We start from the raw sequence: 18,739 nt of genomic DNA on the forward strand, positions 1-18,739 counted from the left end.
GCCTTATCCTGCAGCCATGCGTCTTGATCGGCCACGACCTTCACATCGGGGTTAACTTTCTTCACCTCTTCCAAAAAGCCGTTCACCCGGTCGGTGCTTTGCTGCGGGAGCTGGGACTTGTATTGCAGCACGGCGATTTTCGCTTTTCCCCCAAGCTTCTCTTGGATGAAGCGGGCCGCTTCTTTCCCGGTCACCTGGCCGATATTTTTGTTGTCCGACGTATAGCCGCCGACGATGAACGGCGCGTTGGTCAAGGAAATGTTCGTTACGGAAACCTTCACCCCTTTGTCGTCGGCCCGTTTCAGCGCAGCCACCGAAGAATCCTGATTAAGCGGCGCGATGGCGATCCCGTCCAGCTTTTGCCCGATATACGTGTTGATCAGCTCGGTTTCTTTTCCCTGGTCGTTCCCGGTATTTCCCGTCAAAATTTTGACGCCAGCCGCGTTGGCCGCATCCTGATAGCCGAGCGATAGCAACTTCATAAACTGGTCTTCCTGAAAGACGACGCCGGCAACAACGAGATTCGCTTTTTTCTCTTCTTTTTGGGCCGCGGTTTTCTCTTCCTTTTTCCCGGAATCGCTTACCGCGGGCGTCTGCCCGCAAGCCGCTAACGAGAGAGCCAGCGTAAGGAACGCCATGGAAACCAGACCTTTTTTTATTCTTTTCAAATTCAGCACCCCTGACTTTATTGTGGATTTGTTCCTGCGGAGCATGCGGTCCGCGGGACCGAAACCGGCTTTTCCAATGCCGTCCGGCTTCTGTTTTTATTCTAAAATGGACGAAGAAAGCCAACAACAAGACGGTTTTTTTATTTGTTGTATTATTTTTGTTTCTTTGGCGCAGCTTTGCAGAATCAGCGGGATGGAGACCGGCGGGATAACCCAGGGAATATATACCTTGCCATTACAAATAATACCGTTACAAGGCAGGCATCGAGGTGATTTTCTTGATACACGAGCATCCGATCAGCAGCACATTGGCCATGATTATTGCGCATCTGAAGGAAACGTTGGGAAGAAGCGACGACGTGATTATCCGGGAATTTGAGATCGGTTTTGACGAACCGCTCAAAGCCGCGATTTGTTTTATTGAGCACCTTGTTAACACCGATATGATCAATCAACATATCGTCGGAAATTTGCTCTCCATTCCCGATTCCTTCCGGCTCCGTCCTAACGAAAGCGGCGACGGGCGGTTAACCGCCATCCAAAACCGCATCCTGAGCTTAAGTCAAGCCGCGGTCATTCAAACCATGAATGAGGCGTTCGACGGCATTTTATCGGGGGAAACCGTATTATTTGTGGACGGATACGGGTCGGCCATCTCCATCGCGTCCAAGGAGTACGAATCGCGAAGCGTCGAGGAGCCGAAAACCGAGGCGGTTACAAGAGGGCCGCGCGAAGGCTTTACCGAAGATTTGCCCGTCAATATTTCGTTAATCCGCAGAAGAATCAAGAACGCCAAGCTTATCTTTGAAAATACAAAGGTAGGGACTCAGACCCGCACCACCGTTTGTATCGCCTATATCGAAGGCATGGCCGAGCGGCAGCTTGTTCAAGAAGTAAAGAACCGCCTGAACCGGATCGATGCCGCCTCCGTTCTCGATTCGGGACAAGTCGAACAATGGATCGAAGATCACCCGTTTTCTTTTCTGGCCTCGATCGGCAACAGCGAAAAACCGGATATTGTAGCGGCCAAAATACTCGAAGGCCGGGTCGCCATATTATGTGAGGGATCGCCTACGGCCCTGACGCTTCCTCATCTGTTTATCGAAAACCTGCAAAACAGCGAAGATTATTACTCCAGAGTGTTGATCGCGACTTTTTCGAGACTGCTGAGGATCTTTGCGTTTTTCGTCTCTACGGCGACTCCGGCCCTTTACGTGGCGCTTACGACGTTTCACCAGGAAATGATTCCAACCGTGCTTCTTGTCACGATGGCCGCTTCACGGGAAGGGACTCCTTTTCCCGCTTTTGTGGAAACGTTGCTGATGGGCATCACGTTCGAGCTGCTTACGGAAGCCGGGGTCAGAATGCCGCGGCCGATCGGACAAACGATAAGCATCGTCGGGGCTCTCGTGCTCGGACAAGCGGCTGTAGAAGCGGGAATTGTAAGCAGCCCCATGATCATCGTAACGGCGCTTACGGGAATCTCCAGTCTGATCGTGCCTTCCTTAAGAAGCGTGACGATCCTTTTCCGCATTATCCTCATATTTTTGGCCGGCTCCTTCGGAGGATTCGGCATTTTGATCGGATTTATTTTGATGCTGGCCCATATGTGCTCTTTACGGTCCTTCGGAGTCATGTACATGGCCCCTATCGCTCCGATCATTTGGGCGGATCTCAAGGATTCCTTGATTCGCATGCCTATCCAATTGTTGCAGAAGCGGCCAAAATCGATTACCCGGCGGCCCCGGACGACAAAATGAACGGGGGAAACAGATTGAAAAGGACAGTGGTTCTGATCGCGCTTGCCGTATTGGTCTTGACGGGATGCTGGGATCGAAGAGAACTGAACGATATCGGGATCGTGGTAGCGGTTGCCCTGGATAAAGAGCCGAAGACAGGCAAAATCATCGTCACTTCTCAGATCATCAGACCGGCAGCTTTGGCCAAAGGAGCGTCGCAGAAGGAAGCGCCTGTGGAGATTTTTTCGTCGACAGGCAATACGACCATTGAAGCGGCCAGAAACGTAACACAGCTGTTGGATCGAAGAAACGTGTACTTTCATACCAAATTGCTTGTCATCAGCGAGCAAATTGCGAAGGAAGGGGTCATATCATACCTGGACGTGTTTTCAAGAGGGAGAGAGTCGAGGGGCTACATTTGGATATGCGTTGCCAAAGACTCACCGTCGCGGGATATTCTGGGGGTTAAAAAAGGGATCGAACAAATTCAGGCCCGGCATCTCGTGAGCTTAATCCGGAATGAAAAATTCCATTATAGTTCGCACACCTTAAATATACTGCGTTTTTATAAACAAATTTTGGGGACGGGGATTAATCCGGTCACCGGAGCGCTGGAGATCGTGCAAAGTCCCGCCTATCCCATTGAACAGAAGCCGGAAAAGAAGACCCGGAACATTAAACTTCATCAATCGGCGGTATTTAAAAAGGACAAATTGGTCGGATATCTCACACCGCAAGAAGCCCAAGGATACAATTGGGTGATCGGCAAGCCAAAGAACGGCATTATGTCGATGCCTTCCTTCTTGGATCCGGAAAAAAAGTATTCCGTGGAGATCCTTAATTCCAGCTCGGACATTATTCCAACCTTGAATGGCGGGAAGGCCTCGTTCGTCATTCGCGTGAAAACAACGACGGCATTGGCCGAGACCCAAGGTCAAACCAAGCTTCTTAGTCCGGGGCAGATGCTTGAATTGATTAAAAAAGCGGAGAGGCGCAATGAAGAAATGATAAAAACGGAAATTGAAACCGCCATCCGGGCGGCCCAAAATAAATTCAAATCCGACATTTTCGGCTTCGGCAGTTCGCTCAGTAAAAAATACCCGAAGGAATGGGACAAAATGAAATCCCGATGGGAGGAGCTGTTTCCCGAAACGGAGTACACCGTAGAAGTCAAGGCGACGATCAAAAGAACGGAATTGACGCATTCGCCGATGAAGGCTGAAGAGTAACCAAACTTCAGCCTTTGCTCTTTTTCTTGGCTTGCGTCCGCTTTCCGGCAACACGCCGAATGGCATAAAAGACGGCGACAACGGCAAGGATGCCGCTATACGCCGCCCCGCCTGCGATCAGAATGGTCGGCAGAACTCCCGCTTCCTTTAACGTTCCCATATCGGGCAATCGGATCATCCTTTCTTTAAAGAGCCGCCGGCAGTTCTTTGGGCAGAGTTTTTCTCATGTTTCAACCACACGATAAGCAGCAGCAGGATGGGCATAAAGACTTGGAACGGCATGTGAACATACGGAATAAACACTTTCGTGCCGACCCACCGATGAAAAGAAAAGCTGGTAAAAAAAATATAGCTGAAACATACGGATAAAATGCCCAAGAATAAGATCAGCCAGGTTTCGCGCCGGAACTTGACGACGGAGTTAAAAGCCTGTACCGATCCGTAGAAAAAGATGGTCATTTTGTAGAAGCCGCCGATAAACATGATGATGACGGCAATAAAATCGAGATTGGTCAAAATTTCCGCAATGTTGATCGTTTTAATCACAATAAAAATAGGAATGGTCGAATTCGCGGCAAATTCGACGCCCAAGACGGAGATGATGGCCACCAGAGAGATGGAGAGCATCAGGCCCGATATGCCGACAGCCCAGAAGGAAGGCGGTTTAATGGAAAATTTTGTCGACGCAAAATGCCAGTACATGAAGAAGACGACCATTTCCCCGAACGGAAAGTTGACGATCGTGGGAACGGCTGCTTTTATAACCGGTTTAAAGCCGTGTCCCAGCACAGGCAATAACTGCGACCATTCGGCCTCGCCCGAAGAAGCGACAAGAATATACGCCGTGACAATGAAAAACAATACCATCCCCAGCACGATTTCGCTTGTGCGGGCCAGCACTTCCACCCCCAGCGAAAGCACATAAACAGCTGTCAAAATTACGATGAAAAGCAGCACAAGCAGCGGAGAGGTAGGCAAAATGATCATTTGGATAAAGGCTGTAAATTCCCAAAGATTCGTGCTTCCGATCAGAAAAAAGTATAACCCGTACAAAAGAACCAGCGGTATGCCGACGGCCTTCCCCAATACGTCGATAAGAATATTGCCTAAATTTTGGTTAGGATAATAGGTTTGAATAGACAAATAAACCCATAACAGTCCAAGGCCAATTGCCGTAGCGATCAGAATGGCGATCCAGGCATCCTGTTTCGCTTCGATTCCCAATGCAAAAAGCGTTGTGCTGCCTAATTCAAACAGCAGGATCAAGCTAAAAAGCTGGGATTTATTAATACGTGCCAAGGCAGGCTGCTCCTTTCCCCCTCTAAACAGCTATTGTTTCCTCAAGTGGAAACAAATATAATACAGCACGCATGTGTCATAACATTTTCTCCTTTACCTGCCGGCACGGTGACCAAACGGGCGGGCCGCTCATAGAATGCATCATCCAAGCCGCGGGAGATGAAAACTGTGAGCAAAGCGAAAACTGCCAAAAAGAACGTCCCGGCGTCGTCCATCGACAAAACCAAGTTCAACATGAAGGTGGTGACCTCGGACGTGTGCGCCCGCTGCCGCAAGTGCGAGCGCGGACTGCGCTATCTTGAGAAAATGTCCCAGCCGGGCGCCGTCGGCAACGGGGTGGCGTGCATCCTGACCAAAGGCAAGGCTTACGCTTAGCGCGATGCCCGTACGACGAATCGGCGCGGGCGAAACGAAAAAGGGCAAGGTACGCTTCCGGCGGTTCCGGAATTCGTCCCTTGCCCTTTCGTTATGATAGCTTGCGCTTGACTACCTTCCCTTCGCGTCGGCAGCAGAACCTATCCTACCGCCTTCCTTTACCCCTTCAGCGCGTACGTCCGCCCGCCTTCCGCCTCGAACGTCAGTACGCCGTGGCGGACGTCGAACGTCACGGCTTCGCCGTCCGCCACCACGGCCGCTACGGCCGTCTGCGTCCGAACCCGGCAGGTTCCGCCGTGTCCGGCACGAATCGTCGCTTCCGTCAACCGGTGTCCGTCCCACGTCAGCCCGACCTCGTAGCCGCCGCGCGCCCGCAGCCCGTAAACGCGGCCCCTCGGCCAAGCCTTCGGCAGCGCCGGCAGCAGTGCGAGCTCGCCTCCGTGAGACTGCAGCAGCATTTCCGCGATCCCGGCCGTGCCGCCGAAATTGCCGTCAATCTGGAACGGGGGATGCGCGTCGAACAGGTTCGGATACGTCGATTGGGCAAGCAGCGCCGCTACGTTGTCGTACGCCTTGTCGCCTTCGCCGAGCCGCGCCCAGAAGTTGATAATCCAGGCCCGGCTCCAGCCGGTATGCCCTCCGCCGTGCGCGAGACGCCGCTCCAGCGTCCGCTTGGCCGCTTCCGCCAGCTCCGACGTGCGGTGAAGGTGAATCATCTCGCCGGGGTGCAGCGCGAACAGCTGCGAGATGTGGCGGTGGCCCGGGTCGGTTTCCTCGTAATCCTCCAGCCACTCCATGATCTGGCCATGCCGTCCGATCTCGGGCTTTGGCAGCTTCGCCAAGGCTTCCGCGAGCCGCTGGCGGAACGCCTCGTCCAGACCGAGCGTAGCGGCCGCTTCCCGGCACGCCTCGAACAAGGTGAATGCGATCTGCGAATCCATCGCAGGCGCCATGCACAGATTGCCCGTGGCTCCGTTCGGCAGCACGAACTTGTTCTCAGGCGATATGGACGGTCCCGACAACAGCCGGCCCTGCTCGTCCTCCAGCAAATAGTCCAGCAGGAACTGCGCCGCTTCCTTCATGACCGGATACGCCCGGTCCGCCAGGAAAGACCGGTCAAGCCCGAAACGGTAGTGCTCCCACAGATGCAGCGACAGCCAAGCTGCGCCCATCGGCCATATCGAGGCGCTGACCGGAATGCCCTCAACATGTGTATCGCCCCACAGATTCGTGTTGTGGTGCGCCATAAAACCGCCGCAGCCATATACCTCCCGCGCCGTAACCCGGCCATTTTCACGCATTCGCTCGATCAAATCGAACAACGGCTCGTGGCATTCCTGCAGATGGCATACTTCCGCAGGCCAATAGTTCATCTGCGTGTTGATATTAATCGTATACTTCGATTCCCAGGGCGGCGTGTAGTTATCGTTCCATATGCCCTGCAGCGTAGCTGCGAGCGCGCCCGGACGTGAACACGACAGCAGCAAATACCGCCCGAATTGGAAAAAGATCTCCAGCAGCCCCGGATCGTCATGCCCTTCCTTCACACGCTGCAGCCGTTCATCCGTCGGCAAGGAGGCCGCCGCATCCGGCTCCGGCTTCGCAAGCTCCAATCCGACCCGCCGGAAATAGCGGTCGTGATCTTCCGTATGCGCGCGCTTCAACTCTTCATACGGTAGCGATGCCGCCTTGGCTATCTGCTCCAGGCAGACGGCCTTTGGATCGTTATGCCGGAACGTCGTGCCCGCCGCAAGCAAGAGGGTTACCGCATCCGCGCCCTCCACCGAGATAAAGTCGCCGATCGGTTTCACGCTGCCGCCCTCGGCAACCGCTTTCAAGACCGCGCTGAAACGGACGCCTTCCGTACCGCACTCGCCGTGCATGATCATCGTGTCGTCGCCGTATTTTTGGCTGCCCATATCGAACGGGCGGCGCATCATATGCGTACTGAACGTGAGGCTTCCCGGCCGGTCCGCCGTCAGTCGGACGGCCAGCACCTGATGGACCGCACTGCTGAAATATTCCCGGGTGTAGCGGACGCCGTCCATTTGATAACGGACCCGTGCAAGAGCTTGCTCCAGATCGAGCTCCCGCTCATAGGCTTGCGGCGGCTTATCGTGCCCGAGCATGTACAGGAGCAGATCGCCGAGCGGCTGGTACGGGTGCAAATATTTGGGCGCCGACATGAGCGCCATCCGGGCCAAATGCTCCGCTTCCTGCTGCTTGCCTTCCATCAGCAGCCGCCGGACTTCCGGCACGTTCGCCCGCGCGTCGGGATTGTTCGCTTTTTTCGGTCCCCCGTACCAGACGGAATCTTCGTTTAATTGAATTTTGTCCTGCCCCACCGTGCCGAATGCCATGCCGCCGAGCCGGCCGCCCCCGATAGGAAGCGCCTCCTCCCACCTGCGGGCCGGAGCCGAATACCACAGCGCCAATCGACTGGAACGTTCCTTCATCCGTCATCCCTCCCCTATTGTATTTATTGTAGCCGATCGCTTGGTGCGGGGATATGTACTTTCTTACGATTCATTTGGACAAAAATAAGGTCCGGATCAGGGACGCGTCCCGCAATCCGGGCTGACGTACGGATGCTGTCAAAGCGATACGTGCTGCTCGCTCAGCCACGCCGTGATATGCTTTTTGAACTTTCGCGCAGCCGGAGAAAGCTGCTTGAAGGATACGGCCGCGAGCACAATCGTGCGGTACGGATCGCCTTCGAGGCCGATCATATGAATGCCGTCCAGCGCCTCGTAGAGTACCATCGCCGGCAAAATGCTGATTCCGAGCCCGTTTTTCACCATCGCCATGATCGCTTGATCTTCCAGCACCTCGTATTTGATGTTCAACGACAGCCGATTGATTTTGATGATGCGCAACAGGTCGCTTTCCTTGCCCCATTTCGGCATAATGAACGGTTCCGCTTGCAGCTGGGCAAGCGACATGACGGTCATCTCGCGGTAAGGGGACTCGTCAGGCACGATGCAGAGCAGGTTGTCCTTGGTCAGCGGGATGATGTCGAAAGGCCGGGCCGCCGTTAACGAAACGAAGCCGAAATCGACCGCGCCGCTCGTAATCCAATCGTTAATTTCGTCGTAGTCGCCTTCCAGCAGCTTAATCTCGATGGCCGGGTGTTCCGCCTGGAACCGCTTCATGATGCCGGGTAGCCACTGGGTGGAAATGCTCGTGAAGGTGCCGATCCGCACCGTACCGGTCTCCAGCCCCTGAATCGAAGCGACCTCCTGCTTGAGCAGCTCGCTTCGCTGGATAATGTCCCGGACATGCTTCAGCACGCGCGTGCCGTTCGGCGTCAGACCGATTCCGGCACGCCCCCGGGTCAGCAGGGCGAAGCCCCACTCGGACTCCAGACTGGCGATGGCATGGCTGACCGCCGATTGGGTCAGTCCGAGCTTCTCGGCCGTCCGGGTCAGGCTCCCCAGCTCGACGACCGTGCTGAATACTTCGTATTTGGCCAATGACATGGATCGTCTTCCTTTTCATGAAAATAATTCACATATTATATGATAAACATTCATTTTTCTTATTCATAGTGTACCGTTATACTAATCGATGTGTAAATACATATCGTGTAGGGAGCCGGACAGATGAGAACGGAAGTTAAAGCGGATTTGATGATGCTGGGAGCGACGATGCTGTGGGCGTCCTCGTATTTGTTCACCAAAGTCGGATTGCAATCGTTAGAGACATTTAATCTTATTGCTTTGCGGCTGCTGATTGCATTTCTGCTGTCGGCGCTTGTCTTTCATAAACGCGTACGGAGTGCCGGCTGGTCGACGTTAAGCTCCGCTTTTGTGCTGGGCTCGATCTTGTTTCTCAGCTTCGTGTTCATCACCTTCGGGGTCCGGTCGACCTCCGCTTCGAACGCGGGCTTTCTCGTCGGTCTTTCGGTGATCTGCGTTCCTATATTGTCGATCCTATTCTTGAGGAAAAAACCGGAGGCGCGCTTGCTTCTGTGCATCGGACTCGCCATTGTCGGGATCGGCCTGCTAACGCTGACCTCGTCGCTGACGATCAATCAAGGGGATATTTATTGCATGCTCGGCTCGCTGCTGTTCGCCGTGCATATGCTGATTACGGGCTCGGTCGTAAAACAGGGGGATGCGATCGCCCTCGGCGTGCTGCAGCTCGGATTTGCCGGGCTGTGGGCGCTGTCCTTCTCCTTCCTGATGGAGACGCCGAAGCTGCCGGATACGTTCGATGCATGGACATCGATCCTCGGCCTGAGCGTCTTATGCAGCGCCGTCGCTTTTGTGCTGCAGGCTACCGCGCAAAAGAACGCCTCGCCTACGCGCACGGCGCTGATTTTCGGAATAGAACCGTTGTTCGCCGCGATCTTCGCCTTTGTTTTTGCCGGGGAAACGTTGACGTCCAGAGGATACGTCGGCGCGGCGCTGCTGCTGCTCAGCGTATTTCTCGCACAGGCCGATGTGAAGAAGCTGTTCGATGGGAAGCGGCTCGCCGTCAAGAAGCACCGGCCGGTAAGCAAGTAGCTTTGAAGAATATAGAGGAACACCAGTGCTTTAACTATAAGCCAATGCCTGCGTTTTGAGAAATAAGACATCTGCGATGCGTTAACCCGTCCGTGCGGAGGCAAAAATATATTTTTCGACAAGCATAGAGGAACGTGAGTTCCCCTATCAACCGCGATCCAAGGCAAAAAGGTACGATAGCGCATCCGGGTTCCTCTAATATTCGCAACGCACGCTTTCCCGGCCGTGCGTCACGGCGCCGCATGGTGGCGGTCAGTCCCATAAGCACGCCCCACGCACTCTCGCAAACCACAAGATCCCGCCTGCTCCTTCTGAGAGCATGGGCGGGATCTTGTCTTCTCGCTTCAAATCTTAAAGCGGTAGCCCGCGCCCCAGATCGTGTCGATATACTGCGGATTGGACGGGTCCTGCTCGATTTTGTCCCGCAGCTTGTGGATGTGGACGGTGACGGTGGCGATATCGCCGACCGAATCGTAGCCCCAGATGTGCTCGAACAGCTGGTCCTTGCTGAACACGCGGTTCGGATTGGAAGCGAGAAACGTCAGCAGATCGAACTCCCGCGTCGTAAACGTCACTTCCTGATTGTTCACGAACACGCGGCGGGACGACTTGTCGATGAGAAGACCGCGGATGCGGATTTCCTCCGTCTGCGGAGCCCGGCTGCCGAGCAGCCGCTCGTAGCGCGACAAATGCGCCTTCACGCGGGCGACCAGCTCGCCCGGACTGAACGGCTTGATGATGTAATCGTCGGCGCCAAGACCAAGGCCGCGGATTTTGTCGATCTCTTCCTTTTTCGCGGATACCATCAGAATCGGAATATCGTGCTTGTCGCGGATTTTCCGGCATATCTCGAAGCCGTCCACTTTGGGCAGCATCAGATCGAGAATGATCAGATCGTAATTTCCCGTCAGCGCCTTCTTCAGACCCTCGTCCCCGCTGTGCTCCATATCGACCTGATACCCGTTGATTTCGAGATAATCTCTTTCCAGCTCGGCAATGCTCGTTTCGTCTTCGATAATTAAAATATTTTTCATCGCTCAGCCCTCGCCGCCCGTAGTTTGATGGAGCGTAAAATAAATGCTCGTGCCTTCGCCAAGCGTGCTTTTGGCCTGAATGACGCCGCCGTGCTCCTCGATAATATGCTTCGCAATGGCAAGGCCCAGCCCGCTGCCTCCGGTACCGCTGTTCCGCGACGGGTCCGCCCGGTAAAACCGGTCGAAAATATGCGGCAGCGCCTCCGGCGGAATGCCTTGACCGTTGTCCCTTACCTCCACGATGACCCGGTCGCCGTCGGACCGCATCCGCAGCGTGATGAGTCCCTCATCCTTATCCATATATTTGATGGCGTTGCCGATCAAATTGACCAGCACCCGCTTCAGCTTCTCCCGGTCGGCCGTAACCCACACCGGAGCTTGCGTCTCCGGAGCGTCGAACCGAAGCGTGACGCCTTTCTTTTCAATGTCGGCGTGCAGCTGCATATCGAGGGTGCAGTCCTGCAAAAAAGCGTTCAAGTTCACCGGTTCAAAATGAAACGGCAGCTTCTTCAAATCCAGCTTGGAGAACAAAAACAATTCGTCGATCAGATGATCCATCTGAACGGCTTTGGCATAAATCGTCTTCAAATATTTGTCAAGCTTATCCGGCGAGTTCGATACGCCGTCCATAATGCCTTCAACATAGCCTTTAATGGCGGTCACGGGCGTTTTCAGATCGTGCGAGATGTTGGAAATAAGCTCCTTGCGATTCTCTTCGTACTTGAGCTGCACTTCGACGGATTGCTTCAGCCTCCGGCGCATCTGCTCGAAGGACACCGCCAGTTCGCCGATCTCGTCCTTCGCCTGCGGATTGACTTCAAAGTCAAGATTTCCTTCGCGGATTTCGCCTGCCGCCCGCTGCAATTGACGAAGCGGACGAATTACGCTGCGCGATACCCAATACGTCAGCAAGCCGTTGGTCAACACGAGAATAACGAGCAGTGAAATAAAAAACGCCGAAGTGTAGGTGCGTGCAAACTTGCCGATAAAATTGATGTCTGTGGCGACAAAGACGCTCCCCGGACTGCCGTCCTTGAAACGGAAATCATGTTGCCGGGATAAGAACCACGGGCCCCAGTCCTTCATCGCGTGGCCGTTGCGATCGGAATCCGCCGCCCCGTACGGCGGCAAATTGCGAAGCAGCCCCGGCTTGTTCAGCTTCTCCGAGACGTAGGCGACGCTCTCCTGCTTGCGGATGACCAGCCCCATATTAATCGGCTTCAGCCGCTCTTCGAACTGCGCCACGACTGCCGGGTCCAGCAGGGAGTCCGGATCTTCCGTCGTCTTGAGCTTTAATTCGGCACTGACGGCGGCTTCCTTCTCGATCACTTCCTCGATGGCATTGTGGCTCTTCATATCGACGTTGTACAGAGACTTGACGTCACCAAAAAAAGCGGCGACAATGATCAAAAACGCGACGCCGGCAAGGATGACCGGCACGATAAGCATCAAGAAATAGGATAGTACCAACCGGACTTTGATGGACATCGCTTCGGTCTCCTAGTATTGTTTTCGCTCGAATAAGGTATAGCCTCCTGTAAAAAACAATATACAACAAGCGGCCAGAAACATAAAGACGTTCAGGATTTTACCGGACGCCACGGAGGCTCCGAGCCATAGCATATGCCAGTCGGTGTAAGCCGCAGGGGTGTATACCGCCAGCGCGGGCACGAAGTAAGCGCCGAGCTTTGCCGAAGCGTACAGCAGAATGCAAACCGTCAGCGCGCCGCTGCCGTTTTTGAAAAATTGGGCGATAAAAGCCGCGGCCAGTCCGAGCGTGAACAGAGGCAGCAGCGCCGTGACATAAGCGGCGGCCGTCCGGCCCAGTCCCTGCACCACCGCACCCCCGCCGCCCAGAAACAGAAGGCTTGCCACCGATACGACAAAGGCGATCGCCAGATGCAGCGCCGTATACCCGAGCATGGCGGCCAGCTTGGACGCGAACGCTTGAAATCTTGTGATCGGCCGCGTTAGAAGCAGCTTCATCGTCTTGTCGCCCGCTTCCCCGGCGAACATATCGGACGCCGTCATGAAGAGCAGCAGCGGCAAGTAGACGGCGGTATAAAAGCCGAGCAGGATGACCGGGAAATCCGCAGAGGTCAGCGCCGCTACGCCGAAGCCGAATTGAAGCCGCGAGGCGGCAGCTGCCGCAGCAATCGGGACCAGGGCGGTCAGGACGAGAAAAACAATCGTTTTGCGCCGGGCCAGCAGCTTTGCCAGCTCGTTTACTGTATTCGCATAAAAACTAGGCATGTACTTCCGCTCTCCTTTCTTCGCGCACTTGCTCCATGAAATAGTTCTCCAGCGTCGTCGGGTTCGCGCCGCGGACAATATCCGCTACGAAATCTTCCCGAACCAGCCTTCCGTTATACAAAATACCGATCCGGCTGCACAATTGCTCCATCTCCGTAATCAGATGACTGGATAAGAAAAACGTAATGTGCTGCTCGCGGGCCAGCCGGGCGATCAATTCGCGCATCTCCACCATGCCCTCGATATCGAGCCCGTTCGTCGGCTCATCCAGAATAAGCAGCTCCGGCTCGGACAGGATCGCCGCGGCCACGCCCAAGCGCTGCTTCATGCCCAGCGAGTACTGGCTTACTCTCTCGTGCTTGAAGGCGGCGAGCCCGACCAGCTCCAGCACCTCGTCGATCCGTTTGCGGGGCAGCTGCGGGTAAAACCGGGCGGCGAGCTCCAAATTTTTGTAGCCGCTCATGTAATCGTAAGCGTCCGCCGTCTCGATAAGCACGCCCACCTTGCTCATCGCTTTCACGAAGTCGGCTGAGGCATCTTGCCCGAACAAGCGCACCTGCCCCCGGTCCGCCCGGCACAGTCCGGCAATGATCTTCATTACGGTCGTTTTGCCGGCTCCGTTCGGCCCGAAAAATCCGTAAATATCTCCACGCTGCACTTGCAGCGTAATATTTTCCACGCCGCGCCGGTTGGCATAAATTTTAGTCAATCCATGTAGCTCCAGGACAGCTTCCATCGGCTCATCTCCTCATTTATCGAAGCTCAAGCTTTTGCGCGGACGGCGAAGGACGGCTGTCGGGCCGTCCTTTGTCCCGCCGCAATACCAAGCTTATTCTCCGTGTTTTTTCACATCGATCGTTTTCACTTGCTTGCCGTTCAGATCGATGTGGTCCGGCGTCGTGCCGTTGAAGTTGGATAAGCCGAAATCGGCGGCAACGACGACTTCATGGGAAGCGCCTTGCGCATCCTTACCGCTGATCGTCAGCGTCATTTGCTGCTTCTCGATCCGGTTGTCCGCGTTGACTTTGGCAGCCAGATCGAACTTGTCGATCTTCACATCCTGCGTCAGCTTCGGCATGCTGTCGTGGAGTCCCTGGAGCTTATCGCCGAAAGGCCCTTGAACACCGTTATGATGCTCTTCTGCATTTGCAGCCTGCTTCACCACAAGCGATCCGATCGCATTCGCCACTGCCGGAATTTGACTTCCGCTCAGCTGCATCGAAATGTTCTTCGTCCCGTCCGCTTGCGGCGACAAGGTGACATAATCCTTCAGGTTGCCGACTAGGGCGTCGACGACATTCTCGACTTCGGCGCTAATGCCGTCCGGAGCCTGTCCCCGGTGCTCGCCCGCTTTCCCCTTCCACTCTTTTCCTTCTATGATGTTGTATACGTCGTTGTCGCTCGCTTTGACGATTTGCTTGCCGTCCTGGTGGTAGAGGCTAACTCTCTGGCTTGCTCCGCCGCCGCTGAGGTTGATTTCCGCGCTCATTTCGTCCTTCGCCTTATCGGCTTTGACGGTCGACTGCACGTCGAGCAGCTTCGTTCCGTTATCCTTCACCGTCACATTCATTTGCTTCGTCACGTTTTGTACCGCGAACGTTTGCTTGACGGCCGACTTGTAAGCGTCGTACCCCGGGGCGTCTCCAAGCCCCGCATAGGCGGAACCGATCAAAAGCAGGCTTCCGACGGCTACGCTGACTCCGGTTAATGCAATTCGTTTGTTCATGGTTTCTTCCTCCTTGGGATTGGGGTTTGAAAGCATCTCCGGCTTCCATACTTTCATCCTAACCGGAAGAGCTAAACATTCTAGAAACCGGGGATTAGCCGTTTCTAAACAAATCATTAAAACTTTATTAACCGGACGCACGATTCCCCGGGAATACGAAAAAAACCCGGATCGTTGTGATCCGGGAGAGCTTGTTGAGAAAGTGGTCAATTAGGTAATAGAGGTGTACGAGGGGGTGGGGGATCTACTTCCGATCGCTGTTGTCCGCAGGAAATTTTTATTTTAAGCCGCTTAACAGCGGGTATTATTTCCTGCAGACAAAGGCGAACGCTTTCGCTCCTCCAGTAGATCCCCCACCTCCGTAAGTATCTCTATTCTTGTCAAAACCATTTTCTCAACACTCTGATCCCCGGATAGCTCTGATCCGGAGCCTGAGACTCGGCTACGATTTTAACAAGACTCCGCAATTTGTGTTAGGTCTATCACACTGAAATGACCTTCTATGTCTGCCGTACGCTAACCGCCGGTTCAAGCACGGTTAGCGTGTTGTTGAACGTATTCAGGTTCACCATAGCCCCGATAGGAATCGCGGCTTTATAGTGGCCGTGTCCGGTTGCGAGATTCGTCAGCAGGGGCTTGCCGAGAGGAACGACGAATTCGCTGATTACATCTTCATAAGACTTGCCATAGGCGGCCGGACAATCCGTACATTCGCCCATGACGATGCCAAGACAGTCCTGGAACTTCCCTGCCAGCTTCAAATGATTCAGATACCTGTATACCGTATTGGCCGGCTCGTGGGTTTCTTCCAGAAACAACACCTTTCCCCTTGTATCGATCTCGTAAGGCGTACCCAACGTATCGACCACAGAGGTCAGATTGCCGCCGACAATCGGTCCGGTCACATTCCCCGGTACACGGCTGACTAGCGGAACATTCGGCGGATTTAAAATGGGCCGATAAGAAGACAATGACGATACGGCGGTAAAAAACTGGTCGAAATTATACTCGGGAGTATCCGGTTTGAAATCAATCAGCATGAGGCTGTGAAAGGCGAAGAGCCCGCTATAGCGGTACAGTGCGTTCAGAAGAAACGTCACGTCGCTGTAGCCGGTAATGATTTTCGGATTGCTTCGGATGAGGCCGAAATCGAGGTAAGGCAGCATGCCGGCCACGCCTACGCCGCCGCGGGTAGGAAGAATCATATTAATCTGCGGATCGGCGAACATCGTCATCAAGTCGTACGCCCGCTCTTGGTCGGTACCGGCAAGGAAACCGTTACGGGCATATGCATACCGTCCCAAGACGACCTGAAACCCCATCCCTCTCAACACCTGGACATGCGCATCGATCAGGTCAGCCTCCAACGGACTGCCCATGGCAACGACTCCGATGGTATCACCTCTTTGCAGCGCAGGCGGTCTAATGGCCATATGCCCACCTTCCTCTCCCAAAGCGTCGTGCGACTTCCGTCTTTTCAAGTATATGGGGGCACGTATCCGGGCATCCCTATTTTCCGCCGCAGATAAAAATGATTTATCAGAAGCAATCCGAAAACATGAAGGCCGTTTCCATTAAATCAGCTTTATCGGAATGTAAATTTCCGTTTCGGAATCTTCGTTGTCGGGACCTTGGTAGGCAGATCCGTAATATTCAAATTCATAAGGAAGGGTCAAGGCGTATTCCGACTGGGGAAGCCACGTTTCATAAATGTATTTGTAAGTGAATGAAACATGACGGGACAGCCCTTTATGGATAAACCGGATATACTTGGCCGGGGGGACGGTTTTCGCGGTCATCGTCAGAGGAATCTCGGTAATGCGCTCCACCTCTAAACCGCACATAACATAGAAACCGTTCATCTCGTAATTTGTCGGCCAAAATCCGAGCTGATAATACTTCTCGGGCACGTGCCGGCTCGCAGGAAGGTCCGTTTCCCGAAACAAACGGGACCAGGCTTCCGTGATCGGGTGAGCGGATTGCTGAACGACGGCTACCAGCCCCACGATGCGAATCTCCCCCCGCTCCACGATCTGGGGCTCTATGCCCCTGATCGTGTCTCTGTAACGAATGTCTTCTTGCCGCAGCCTGCTGAAGCGGTGGAGCGGGTAAACAAAGCTCTGCTTGCGCAGCTCGGAAGGCGTAATGCCAAACATCCTTTTGAACGCCCGGACAAATGTTTCATAATTCGTAAATTGATATTCCGTCGATATGTCAATACTTTTCCTTCTGGAGTGAATCAACTGATCGGCGGCTTCCGTTAATCTTCTTTTTAAGATATATTCGCTGGCCGGGAGTCCGGTGATTCCATGAAACAACCGACTAAAGTGGTGATAGGAATAGCCGATTTCTTTGGACACGTCCATGACCGACAGCTCTTCTTTCAGGTTCGCTTCGATAAAGTCAATGGCTTTACAGATGACGTCCTTATTGTTCATGATACCCGAACTCCCTTTATCGGCTGCTACGCATCCTTATTTTCGTCTTCCGGCAGCCACTCGGGCCAATTTTTCGCCCATGCTGCCACCTTCACATTCTTCACCCGATCGCAGCCGGGAAAATACGCTTTAATATCAAGAATAGGGGTGCCCGGATAAGCATCGATTTCCGAAATCTCGATCTTCCCTGTTTTTTCGTCGACCTTATGGATTCTCACGGTGCTTAGACCGATAGGGTTCGGACGCACGGGCGAGCGGCTGGCGAACACCCCGGTAACAGGCGCATCGTAAGGAGGCTCGATTCGAGTCGTATGTCGGTAGACAACGTCATCGAACTCATGAATCCACCAAAGCACCTGCGCATGGCTGAAGCCTGCCAATTCCTTAAGGGCCGGTACGTAAGGTTCGGAAATGCTCAAGCTCATCTTCCCATTCTCCGCTTGAACATACCCGACAGGCACTATTGTAAATGATTTGCTTTCCTGCGTCTGCAACTTCATCATCTCCTTCTTCTTTTTCTTTATTGTACCGGCATCCCATTGTTATTTTCCTGATCTTGTTTGTGCTGTTAAGAGCCATTCACCCGGTTATCGAACGAAACCTGACTTCATTTGATACATCCAACGGCAAACAGCCCGCAGGTCAGCCCGCGAGCCTCGTCCCATGCTCATAGCCCTTATTCCACCTTCGCGCCGTGCGAGCGCAAAAACAAGATCGCTTGCGCCGCGTCCATCCGGGCGCCCTTGACTTCAAGCGACTTCAAATCGACGCCATCCAGGCTCGCGCCTCGAAGATCGGCTCCGTACAGCTTGCATTTTGGCAAGCTGCGCGCGGGTGAGATCGGCTTCCCGCAGGTCCGCTTTTTCGAAATTGCATTCGTACAAATCGGCTTCCGTGAACCGGACTCCTCTCAGGTGCTGCTTGGACAGATTGGCGTGCCTCAGACTTGTGTACAACCAGTCGCCCCGCTCGATCGTTATCCCGTCGAAGCTCGCCTCGGAGAAGTCGGAGCCGACCATTTTGCACTCCTCGAATTTGGCGACAAACAGATTCGTCCCTCTAAATCGGCAGTTCGTGAAAGCCGAACTGTGATGAACGGACGCATTAAACTGAGCCCCGGTAAAATCGCAATCGTTGAACACTCCCACCACCTGTGCTAATGGCGCTGAGGTGGGGGATTCTTGCGAACAGAGAAGCATCCTTCTCTTCTTGAGCAAGCGATCCCTGCGGTTCCCGCAGTTCAGTTGGCCTTCGCCAACAAACGCAGTCCTTCTTGCAAGATGTTCATGCTGGCATTGTGGTCACGGTCATGGTGCGTGCCGCATCCTGAACAGGTCCACGCTCGCAAGTTTAGATTTTTCACTTCGGGGTTGCGCGATTGGCATACATGACAAAGTTGACTGCTTGGATAGTTTTTGGCGACCATGCTGATCGTGCGACCATACCACATCGCTTTATATTCCAGCATCG

18 protein-coding genes and 1 pseudogene are annotated in these 18,739 nt (G+C 54.0%); 4 read left to right on the forward strand and 15 right to left on the reverse strand.

Annotated elements, in window-relative coordinates; all coding sequences use genetic code 11:
• Nucleotides 1–668 (reverse strand): substrate-binding domain-containing protein (locus QJ48_RS06300; protein WP_162238445.1); only part of this gene is annotated, 668 nt, incomplete at its 3' end.
• A gap of 269 nt (nt 669–937) precedes the next feature.
• Here QJ48_RS06300 and QJ48_RS06305 point away from each other — a divergent pair.
• Nucleotides 938–2,428, forward strand: a complete 1,491-nt coding sequence (locus tag QJ48_RS06305; RefSeq protein WP_054972793.1) for a spore germination protein — start codon at nt 938–940, stop codon at nt 2,426–2,428.
• A 14-nt stretch (nt 2,429–2,442) separates the two neighbouring features.
• Nucleotides 2,443–3,636: a Ger(x)C family spore germination protein gene (locus QJ48_RS06310; RefSeq protein WP_054972794.1), complete on the forward strand. Its 1,194-nt coding sequence runs from the start codon at nt 2,443–2,445 to the stop codon at nt 3,634–3,636.
• Nucleotides 3,637–3,643: 7 nt separating this feature from the next.
• Here the strand turns inward: QJ48_RS06310 and QJ48_RS36700 are convergent, their stop codons facing one another.
• On the reverse strand, nt 3,644–3,805 hold the full coding sequence (locus tag QJ48_RS36700; protein WP_157261539.1) for a hypothetical protein: 162 nt from the start codon (nt 3,803–3,805) through the stop codon (nt 3,644–3,646).
• 5 nt (nt 3,806–3,810) lie between these two features.
• The gene (locus QJ48_RS06315) at nt 3,811–4,935 is read right to left on the reverse strand and encodes an endospore germination permease (RefSeq protein WP_054972795.1); all 1,125 of its coding nucleotides are present in this window, start codon (nt 4,933–4,935) and stop codon (nt 3,811–3,813) included.
• 159 nt (nt 4,936–5,094) lie between these two features.
• Here QJ48_RS06315 and QJ48_RS06320 point away from each other — a divergent pair, with 159 nt between their 5' ends.
• Nucleotides 5,095–5,310, forward strand: coding sequence for a hypothetical protein (locus QJ48_RS06320; RefSeq protein ID WP_054972796.1), 216 nt, complete (start codon nt 5,095–5,097; stop codon nt 5,308–5,310).
• Nucleotides 5,311–5,468: 158 nt separating this feature from the next.
• Here the strand turns inward: QJ48_RS06320 and QJ48_RS06325 are convergent, their stop codons facing one another.
• Nucleotides 5,469–7,766, reverse strand: coding sequence for a glycosyl hydrolase family 95 catalytic domain-containing protein (locus QJ48_RS06325; protein WP_054972797.1), 2,298 nt, complete (start codon nt 7,764–7,766; stop codon nt 5,469–5,471).
• Between the two features lie 138 nt (nt 7,767–7,904).
• Entirely contained in the window at nt 7,905–8,789 is an 885-nt protein-coding gene (locus tag QJ48_RS06330) for a LysR family transcriptional regulator (protein WP_054972798.1), read from the reverse strand.
• Between the two features lie 123 nt (nt 8,790–8,912).
• On the opposite strand from QJ48_RS06330, the gene QJ48_RS06335 reads away from it, so the two are divergent.
• Nucleotides 8,913–9,818: a DMT family transporter gene (locus tag QJ48_RS06335; protein WP_054972799.1), complete on the forward strand. Its 906-nt coding sequence runs from the start codon at nt 8,913–8,915 to the stop codon at nt 9,816–9,818.
• Between the two features lie 344 nt (nt 9,819–10,162).
• On the opposite strand, the gene QJ48_RS06340 is transcribed toward QJ48_RS06335, so the two are convergent.
• The 10 genes and pseudogenes from QJ48_RS06340 to QJ48_RS35655 form a co-directional block, all read right to left on the reverse strand.
• Nucleotides 10,163–10,852: a response regulator transcription factor gene (locus QJ48_RS06340; RefSeq protein ID WP_010492322.1), complete on the reverse strand. Its 690-nt coding sequence runs from the start codon at nt 10,850–10,852 to the stop codon at nt 10,163–10,165.
• A 3-nt stretch (nt 10,853–10,855) separates the two neighbouring features.
• Nucleotides 10,856–12,340 carry a cell wall metabolism sensor histidine kinase WalK gene (locus tag QJ48_RS06345; protein WP_054972800.1) on the reverse strand — a complete coding sequence of 495 codons (1,485 nt, stop codon included), beginning with the start codon at nt 12,338–12,340 and terminating at the stop codon, nt 10,856–10,858.
• A gap of 12 nt (nt 12,341–12,352) precedes the next feature.
• Nucleotides 12,353–13,105, reverse strand: coding sequence for an ABC transporter permease (locus QJ48_RS06350; RefSeq protein ID WP_054972801.1), 753 nt, complete (start codon nt 13,103–13,105; stop codon nt 12,353–12,355).
• The gene (locus tag QJ48_RS06355) at nt 13,098–13,841 is read right to left on the reverse strand and encodes an ABC transporter ATP-binding protein (RefSeq protein ID WP_054972802.1); all 744 of its coding nucleotides are present in this window, start codon (nt 13,839–13,841) and stop codon (nt 13,098–13,100) included. The genes QJ48_RS06350 and QJ48_RS06355 overlap by 8 nt, the downstream gene beginning before the upstream one ends.
• A gap of 93 nt (nt 13,842–13,934) precedes the next feature.
• Nucleotides 13,935–14,831 carry a hypothetical protein gene (locus QJ48_RS06360; RefSeq protein WP_054972803.1) on the reverse strand — a complete coding sequence of 299 codons (897 nt, stop codon included), beginning with the start codon at nt 14,829–14,831 and terminating at the stop codon, nt 13,935–13,937.
• 500 nt (nt 14,832–15,331) lie between these two features.
• Nucleotides 15,332–16,264 carry an LD-carboxypeptidase gene (locus tag QJ48_RS06365; protein WP_054972804.1) on the reverse strand — a complete coding sequence of 311 codons (933 nt, stop codon included), beginning with the start codon at nt 16,262–16,264 and terminating at the stop codon, nt 15,332–15,334.
• Nucleotides 16,265–16,405: 141 nt separating this feature from the next.
• Nucleotides 16,406–17,269 (reverse strand): AraC family transcriptional regulator, encoded by an 864-nt coding sequence (locus QJ48_RS06370; RefSeq protein ID WP_054972805.1) that lies wholly within the window; start codon nt 17,267–17,269, stop codon nt 16,406–16,408.
• A gap of 26 nt (nt 17,270–17,295) precedes the next feature.
• Entirely contained in the window at nt 17,296–17,772 is a 477-nt protein-coding gene (gene tsaA / locus QJ48_RS06375; protein ID WP_157261540.1) for a tRNA (N6-threonylcarbamoyladenosine(37)-N6)-methyltransferase TrmO, read from the reverse strand.
• 173 nt (nt 17,773–17,945) lie between these two features.
• Nucleotides 17,946–18,408: pseudogene (locus QJ48_RS06380) on the reverse strand (pentapeptide repeat-containing protein); the annotation flags it as partial.
• Nucleotides 18,409–18,509: 101 nt separating this feature from the next.
• Nucleotides 18,510–18,739 (reverse strand): zinc ribbon domain-containing protein (locus QJ48_RS35655; protein WP_157261541.1); only part of this gene is annotated, 230 nt, incomplete at its 5' end.

Source organism: Paenibacillus sp. A3 (assembly GCF_001399685.1).
Lineage (GTDB): Bacteria > Bacillota > Bacilli > Paenibacillales > NBRC-103111 > Paenibacillus_G.